This is a genomic window from Paracraurococcus ruber, from assembly GCF_004353985.1.
GTDB classification, from domain to species: Bacteria; Pseudomonadota; Alphaproteobacteria; order Acetobacterales; family Acetobacteraceae; genus Paracraurococcus; species Paracraurococcus ruber.
Genome location: NZ_SMOA01000260.1, coordinates 1 through 7,305, shown reverse-complemented (window position 1 = coordinate 7,305; position 7,305 = coordinate 1). Strand labels below are relative to the sequence as shown.

Below are 7,305 nucleotides of genomic sequence, written 5' to 3'. Positions count from 1 at the left end.
CGGCGCAGCGCCGCTGCCCGCCGGGCGCGCGGGTGCGCGCGGCGTGCGGCGCCGGCAGGCCGGCGAAGTCCGCGCCGTCAGCCGCGGGCAACGAAGGCCCTCGACACCGCCGACGGCGCCGTCATGCGCCTTCCGCGCCCGAGACCTTGCGGCAGCCTCGCGCACGCCGCATCTGCGCCGCGCGATCGGGGGCGGGGGATGGCAGGGGCAGGCATGCAGCGCGGCGTCGTCATCCTGGCCGGGCTGCTGCTCGGCGCCGGCGCGCTCGGGCTCGGCGCCGGGCAGGGCTGGCGGACCGGCGCGCTCTGGCTGGTCGGCGCCGGGCTCGGCCTCGCGCTGCACCATGCGAGCTTCGGCTTCGCCGGCGCGTTCCGCGCCCTGCTGGCGGAAGGCCGCGGCGCCGGGCTGCGCGCGCAGATGCTCATGCTCGGCGTCGCGGTGCTGCTGCTGCAGCCGGCGATCGAGGCCGGCACGCTGCTCGGCCAGCCGGTGCGCGGCTTCGTTTTCCCGACCGGCGCCGCGCTGGTCCTCGGCGCCTTCCTCTTCGGCGTCGGGATGCAGCTGGGCGGCGGCTGCGCCTCCGGCACGCTCTATGCCGTCGGCGGGTCGGGCACGCGCAACCTGCTGACGCTGCTGTTCTTCATCCTCGGCGCGACGCTGGCCGCCTGGCAGGCGGATCTCTGGCAGGACCTGCCGGCGCTGCCGGCCGTCTCGCTGCCCGCGATGCTCGGCCTCTGGCCGGCCATCGGCCTTGCGCTGGCGGTCTTCGCGCTGGTCGCCTGGGCCTCCGCCGCCTGGGAACGCCGGCGGCATGGCGCGGTCCAGCCCATCCTCGGTCGCGGCGCGCTGCTGCGCGGGCCCTGGCCGCTGGCCTGGGGCGCCCTGGCCCTGGCGCTGCTGAACCTGGCGATCCTGGCGCTGGCCGGCCGGCCCTGGGCGATCACCGGCGCCTTCCCGCTCTGGGGCTCCCTCGCGGTGCAGGGCCTCGGCTGGGACGAGCCGGTCTTCTGGCCCTATTGGGAGGAGCCGACGCGGGCCGAGGCGCTGCTGCGGCCGCTGGCGACCGAGCGCACCACGGTCATGGATCTCGGCCTGGTCGTCGGCGCGGCGCTGGCGGCGGGACTCGCCGGGCGGTTCCGGCCGGCCTGGCGCATTCCCATGGGCCAGGTTGCGGGATCGGTGGTCGGCGGGCTGCTGCTCGGCATCGGCGCGGTGCTGGCCTTCGGCTGCAATGTCAGCGCGTATTTTTCGGGCATCGCCTCCGGCAGCCTGCATGGCTGGGCCTGGATCCTGCCCGGACTGCTCGGCAACTGGGTGGGGCTGCGGCTGCGGCCGCGCTTCGGCCTGGCGCCGGCGGCCGCCGGCCAGGGCAGATCCCGATCAGGCGGAGCCGCCTGATCGGGTGAGGATGCGCGGGACGCGAAAGACTGGCGCGGCTGCCGTGAGCCATGGCGAAGGGAAGCCGCTCCCGGCAAGCACCGCGGGCGATGCGGCCTGCTTGCGGGTCGCGCCAGGCCCGGTGTCGCCGATGGCCGCGCGGGAATGCACGCATATATGCTGTGAAATGCGCATGTATTGCGTAACCAATCCGCAAAACCTATATGAAGCCCGCGTAATGAAGCGGCTGGGCCACGCCGCCTGTCCTGGGGAAAGCGCATGATTCCGTCCCGATCCCTCGCCGCGGCGCTGGTCGCCGGCGGCCTCCTCGCCATGCCGGCGCAGGCCGCCGGGCCCGCGCCGCTCGCCGCCCAGGGCTGCCTCGGCTGCCATGGGCCCAACGGCGCCGGCCTGGCCTCGGGCGCAAGGCTGGCCGGGCGGGATGCGCAGGAATTGGCGACGCTGCTGCGCGACTACCGCGCCGACCGCCGGCCGGGGACCATCATGAACCGCATCGCCCGCGGCTATACGGAGGACGAGATCGCCGCCGTCGCGGCGTATTTCGCGGCCATCCGCTGAGGGGGCGCGCGATGCCGATCACCCGCCGCGCCGCGCTCGGCGCCTCGCTCGCCGCCCTCGCGGCCCCCGCCCTCTCGCGCGCCCAGGGCGCCGCGCGCCTGCTGGTCATCGGCGGCGGCTTCGGCGGCGCCTCCGCCGCCCGCTTCGCCCGCACGCAATACCCCGAACTGCAGGTGACGCTGGTCGAGCCGCTGACCCGCTTCGTCACCTGCCCCTATGGCAACCTGCTGCTCGGCGGCTACCGGCAGATCGGCGACATCACCCATTCCTATGACGGGCTGCGCGCCGCCGGCATCCGCATCCTGCATGACTGGGCCGAGGGCATCGATGCCGCGGGCAAGCGCGTGCGGCTGCGCGGCGGCGAGACGCTGGCCTACGACAAGCTGATCCTCTCGCCCGGCATCGCCATCCGCTACGGCGCCCTGCCGGGCTATGACGAGGCGGCGGCGCAGGCCCTGCCGCATGCCTGGGTGCCGGGCGACGGCTCGCAGACCCTGCTGCTGCGCCGCCAGCTCGAGGCGATGGAGGATGGCGGCGTGGTCGGGATCTCCATCCCCGCCAACCCCTTCCGCTGCCCGCCCGGGCCCTACGAGCGCATCAGCATGATCGCGGCCTATCTGAAGCGCCACAAGCCGCGGTCCAAGGTGCTGGCGCTGGATGCCAAGGACGCCTTCAGCAAGCAGGGCCTGTTCCAGGATGGCTGGAAGGCGCTGTATGGCGACATGGTCGAATGGGTGCCGGCCAGCAAGGACGGCAAGGTGGCGCGCGTCGATCCGGCGGCGAAGGTGTTCGAGACGGAGTTCGGCGAGCGCCATCGCCTTGCGGTCGGCAATGTCATCCCGCCGCAATCGGCGGCGAGGATCGTGCTGGACAGCGGCCTGGCGGCGCAGACCGGCTGGGCGGAGGTTGACCCGCGGACCCTGGCGTCCCGCGCCGCGCCCGACATCCACATCATCGGCGATGCCAACAACGGCGCGCCCATGCCGAAATCCGGCTACATCGCCAACAGCACGGCGAAGCAGGCGGTGGCCAGCGCCGTCGCCGCCCTGCGCGGGGAGGCGCCGCCCGAGGCGGTGTATTTCAACACCTGCTACTCGCATGTCGGGGACGACTACGGCATCAGCATCGTCGGCATCTTCCGCCCCGGCCCGAACGGCTTCGTCGAGGTGCCGAATTCGGGCGGCGTCTCCCCGCGCGGCGACCTGCCGGAGCAGCGGCGGCTGGAGGCGATCCATGCCGACACCTGGTATGCCAGCATCACCAGGGACATGTTCGGCTGATGCTGCCCCGCCGCCCGCTGCTGCTGGCGCTGGCCGCACTCCCCTTCGGCGCCCGCGCCGCGCCGTCGCTGGAGGCGGCGATCCGCGACCTGGTCGGCGAGGCCCGCATCGAGGCGGGCGGCATCGCGCTGCGCCTGCCGCCGCTGGCCGAGAATGGCGGCCAGGTGCCGGTGACGGTCAGCGTGGAGAGCCCGCAGACCGCCGCCGACCATGTCACCCACATCCATCTGCTGGCGACGCGCAACCCGACGCCGGGCCTGGCCAGCTTCCGGCTGACGCCGGCGCTGGCGCGGGCGGAGATCCAGACCCGCATCCGCCTGGCGGAGGACCAGCAGGTGGTGGCGCTAGCGGTGCTGTCGGATGGCCGCGTCCGCCGCGCGCTGGCCGAGACGCGGGTGGCGACCGGGGGCTGCATCGGATGACCCCCGCGCTGGCCACGCCCCGCATCCGCATCCCGCGCACGGCGAAGCCGGGCGAGGCGATCGAGATCCGCACCCTGATCGAGCACCCGATGGAGAGCGGCATCCGCGGCGGCCGCGAGGGGGCGGCGGCGCGCGACATGCTGACGCGCATGCAGGTGCGGCTGGACGGGCAGGTGATCCTGGCCGCCGAGCTCGGCAACGGCACCTCCGCCAACCCCTACCATGTCTTCCATGTGCGGCTGGAGCGGAGCGGGGAGTTCGAGTTCCTCTGGACCGATGAGCGGGGGCGGATCGCGCGCGCCACCGCCCGGGTCACGGTGGGCTGATGAAGGCGGGTTGAGGCGCGGCCGGAGGCTTCCCGGCCGATTCGGGTCGGGGCGGGGGTTTCCGCCGGAGGGCCGGCGGGGTTCCGGGGGAGTTTCCGGCGGCCCATGAGGGTTGCGGGAAAAAAATCTGCGGCCCGGGAGCGTTTTCCGCTTTGCAGGCGTTGGGGAGGAGCCTATATCGCGCCCCAGACGCAGTACGCACGTGCCTCTGGCCCCAGGCCCACGGAATTCCGGCGCCCCTCCACAACGGCGCCCGCTTCAGGGATCACCGCGGCGCAAGGTTTACGCAACGACGTCAAGCGTTCTGGCAACCCCGTCCGGAGCAATCCGGGCGGCTCACTTGGTCGCTGGTTCGTTCGACCGTTTCGTCAACTTGGGGCCGCCGTTCCCGGCATCCGGGCGCGGTCCTTACAAATCGTGTAAGGAGGCTGTGGCATGACCCCGAAGGTCGCTGCCTATCTGCGCGACGTCGCGCCAGCTACCCCGTGCCTCGTCCTCGACGTGGATCGCGTGGAGCAGAATTATCGCCGCCTGATGGCCGCGATGCCGCTGGCGCGCGTCTACTACGCCGTGAAGGCGAACCCGGCCACGCCGATCCTGGAGCGGCTGGTGGGCCTCGGCTCCTCCTTCGACGCCGCCAGCCTCGAGGAAGTGCAGGCCTGCATCGCCGCCGGCGCGCGGGCCGAGGCGATCTCCTTCGGCAACACGGTGAAGAAGGAAAGCGCCATCCGCACGGCCTATGCCGCCGGCGTGCGCATGTTCGCCTTCGACTCCGAGGCCGAGCTGAAGAAGCTGGCCCGCAGCGCGCCCGGCGCCCGCGTCTATTGCCGCATCCTGGTCGGCAATGACGGCGCCGAATGGCCGCTGTCGCGGAAATTCGGCTGCGAGATCGGCATGGCGAAGGACCTGATGGTGCAGGCGGGCGAGCTCGGCCTCGACCCCTATGGCATCTCCTTCCATGTCGGCAGCCAGCAGACCAAGACCGCCGCCTACGAGGTTGCGATCGGCCGCGTGGCCATGCTGTTCACCGACCTGGCCGAGGCGGGGGTCAATCTCCGCATGGTCAATCTCGGCGGCGGCTACCCCGTGCGCTACCGGCAGGAAGTGCCGGAGATCGACGATTTCGGCGCCGCCATCATGGGCGCCATGGCGGAGCATTTCGGCAATGCCCTGCCCGAGATCGTCATCGAGCCGGGGCGCTTCATCGTCGGCGATGCCGGCGTGGTGAGCGCCGAGGTGGTGCTGGTCTCCCGCAAGGCGAAGGATGACCCGGTGCGCTGGGTGTACCTGGATATCGGCCGCTTCGGCGGCCTAGCGGAGACCGAGGGCGAGGCGATCAAATACGCCTTCCGCACGCCGCATGACGGCGCGGCGGATGGCCCGGTCACCATCGCGGGCCCGACCTGCGACAGCACGGACACGCTGTACGAGAAGTCCAACTACCGGCTGCCGCTGGCGCTCGAGAGCGGCGACCGGGTCGAGTTGCTCTCGACCGGCGCCTATGTGACGACCTATGCGAGCCAGGCCTTCAACGGCTTCCGCCCGCTGGCCGAGCACTACGTCTGACGGCGGGCCGGGCAGGACCGCGCCCGCCGCCGTCGGATAGCCCGGGCGCCATCGGCGTCCGGGCGCGTCAGTCGGCCCGGAAGGCCAGCCGCAGCCCGCCCCAATGCCGGCCGCGCACGGCGATCGGCGCATCCGCTTCCTTCATCGGCACCAGGCGGCCGCCGCCCATGTCCCGCTCGTAGCTCTGCACCAGCAGCGGGCGGCGGTTGCGGCCGGCGGCGAGGCCGGCGCGGTCGTTGAAGATGCGCCGGTTGCGGCAATGCGCGGCGTTCCACACCGGGTCGTCCGGCCGCTGCGGCTGCGACACCGCCAGGTTGTGCGTCGGCAGGTAGCCGTTGCGGTCCACCGCGGCGCAGAACACCACGCGCGGATCGAAGCCCAGCAGCGGTTCCTGGATCGGCGGCAGCAGCCGGTCGGTCAGGGTGGTGAAGCGGGCCATGACCTGCGGCGGATCGGTCCCGGGGATGGGCGCATAGGCGGTGTCGAACAACGCCTCCTCGGTGATCTCGCCGGCCGCCAGCGCCGCCGCGAAGGCTGCCTCGATCCGGGCGGCGGCCTGCTGCGCGGCGGCGCCGAAGCGCGCATCCGCCTCCGCCACGCGGGTCAGCAGCGATGCCAGCGCCGCGCGGGCTGCGGCCGGCGCCGTGTCGCGCAGCCGCAGGTGCAGCGCGGTGCCGCCGGCCTGGCGGATATCGGCCGGCAGGTCGCCGATGCCATCGATGCCCAGCGCCACGGCCCGGCCGGGCGGGCAGCGCGCCGCCGCCGCGGCCGCCGCGGCATCGGTCAGGCGCAGCATGGCGCCGACATCCGACACCTCCAGCAGGGTCGTCGGCAGCGGCGCGCCGCCATCGGCGGGCAGTAGCCGGGCCGGGATGCAGACCGGCACCTTCGGCAAGGTGCGGCCATCGCCCAGCAGCGAATCCCGCAGGGTGACGATCATTCCCGCCCGCATCTCGGCCACCCGGGCATCGGTGCGGGCCGACAGCCGCTCCGCATCCTGCGACAGGCGCTGGGCCGTGTCGGATTCCCGCGCCACCGCGGCGATGGCCGCCACCGCCTCGCCCACCCCTTCGGCGGCGGCGCGGGCGCCTTCGGCCACGCTGCGGACGCCATCGCGCTGCGTCGCCACGGCCGCGGCCACGGCGCCCGAGGCCTCGCCGATCCGGCCGGCCGCCTCGAGGATGCCGGCGATGCTGCGCGCTGCCGCCTCGGTCGCCGCGCGGATGGCGGTGACGCGCCGCGCCACGTCGTCGGTGGCACCGCGGGTCTGGCCGGCCAGCGCCTTCACCTCCCCCGCCACCACGGCGAAGCCCTTGCCGGCTTCCCCGGCGCGGGCGGCCTCGATCGTCGCGTTCAGGGCCAGCAGGTTGGTGCGGGCGGCGATGTCGGCGATGGTGGCGGCGACGGCGCCGATGGCGGTCACCGCGTCCGTCAGGCCGGCCATGGCGGCACCCGCCTGCCGCGCCGCGGCGATGGCCGCATCGCTGTCGGTGGCGGTGCGGCTGGTCTGCGCTGCGATCTCGGCGCTGGCGCCGGCCAGGGCCCCCGCTGCCTCCGCCACCCGCGCCGCGCCGTCGCTGGCCTGCTGGGTGGCGGCGCGGGCGGCCATGGCGGCGGCGGCGATGGCGGCATTCGCCCCGGCCACGGCCCCCACGGCGCCGACCAGGCCGGCGCTGTCGCGCGCCACATCGGCGCAGGCGGTGTCGAGATCCTCCTCCACCAGGGCGATCAGCGCCGCGGCATCGCCGCCCGTGC

General features: G+C 73.9%; 7 protein-coding genes. 6 read left to right on the top strand and 1 reads right to left on the bottom strand.

From position 1 onward, the window contains the following. Positions 1-213: 213 nt before the first annotated feature. The 6 genes from E2C05_RS26260 to E2C05_RS26235 all read left to right on the top strand — a co-directional run bounded on the left by E2C05_RS26260 (position 214) and on the right by E2C05_RS26235 (position 5,550). Positions 214-1,398: a YeeE/YedE family protein gene (locus E2C05_RS26260; RefSeq protein WP_240046898.1), complete on the top strand. Its 1,185-nt coding sequence runs from the start codon at positions 214-216 to the stop codon at positions 1,396-1,398. Positions 1,399-1,656: 258 nt separating this feature from the next. After that, entirely contained in the window at positions 1,657-1,956 is a 300-nt protein-coding gene (locus tag E2C05_RS26255) for a c-type cytochrome (RefSeq protein WP_133222613.1), read from the top strand. A gap of 11 nt (positions 1,957-1,967) precedes the next feature. Then, a complete protein-coding gene (locus E2C05_RS26250; protein WP_133222612.1) occupies positions 1,968-3,236 on the top strand; it encodes an NAD(P)/FAD-dependent oxidoreductase in 1,269 nt (422 codons plus the stop codon). After that, entirely contained in the window at positions 3,236-3,658 is a 423-nt protein-coding gene (locus E2C05_RS26245; protein ID WP_133222611.1) for a thiosulfate oxidation carrier protein SoxY, read from the top strand. Before E2C05_RS26250 ends, E2C05_RS26245 begins: the two co-directional genes overlap by 1 nt. Next, positions 3,655-3,984, top strand: a complete 330-nt coding sequence (locus E2C05_RS26240; protein WP_133222610.1) for a thiosulfate oxidation carrier complex protein SoxZ — start codon at positions 3,655-3,657, stop codon at positions 3,982-3,984. The genes E2C05_RS26245 and E2C05_RS26240 overlap by 4 nt, the downstream gene beginning before the upstream one ends. A 435-nt stretch (positions 3,985-4,419) precedes the next feature. Beyond that, positions 4,420-5,550: a type III PLP-dependent enzyme gene (locus tag E2C05_RS26235; protein WP_133222609.1), complete on the top strand. Its 1,131-nt coding sequence runs from the start codon at positions 4,420-4,422 to the stop codon at positions 5,548-5,550. Positions 5,551-5,617: 67 nt separating this feature from the next. Here the strand turns inward: E2C05_RS26235 and E2C05_RS34355 are convergent. Then, positions 5,618-7,305 (bottom strand): methyl-accepting chemotaxis protein (locus E2C05_RS34355; protein WP_275670515.1); only part of this gene is annotated, 1,688 nt, incomplete at its 5' end.

What these genes read in the sequence shown, in the direction of transcription:
- E2C05_RS26235 (WP_133222609.1), top strand. Translation starts at nt 4,420, where the DNA reads ATGACCCCGAAGGTCGCTGCCTATCTGCGCGACGTCGCGCCAGCTACC.
- E2C05_RS26250 (WP_133222612.1), top strand. Translation starts at nt 1,968, where the DNA reads ATGCCGATCACCCGCCGCGCCGCGCTCGGCGCCTCGCTCGCCGCCCTC.
- E2C05_RS26240 (WP_133222610.1), top strand. Translation starts at nt 3,655, where the DNA reads ATGACCCCCGCGCTGGCCACGCCCCGCATCCGCATCCCGCGCACGGCG.
- E2C05_RS26260 (WP_240046898.1), top strand. Translation starts at nt 214, where the DNA reads ATGCAGCGCGGCGTCGTCATCCTGGCCGGGCTGCTGCTCGGCGCCGGC.
- E2C05_RS26245 (WP_133222611.1), top strand. Translation starts at nt 3,236, where the DNA reads ATGCTGCCCCGCCGCCCGCTGCTGCTGGCGCTGGCCGCACTCCCCTTC.
- E2C05_RS26255 (WP_133222613.1), top strand. Translation starts at nt 1,657, where the DNA reads ATGATTCCGTCCCGATCCCTCGCCGCGGCGCTGGTCGCCGGCGGCCTC.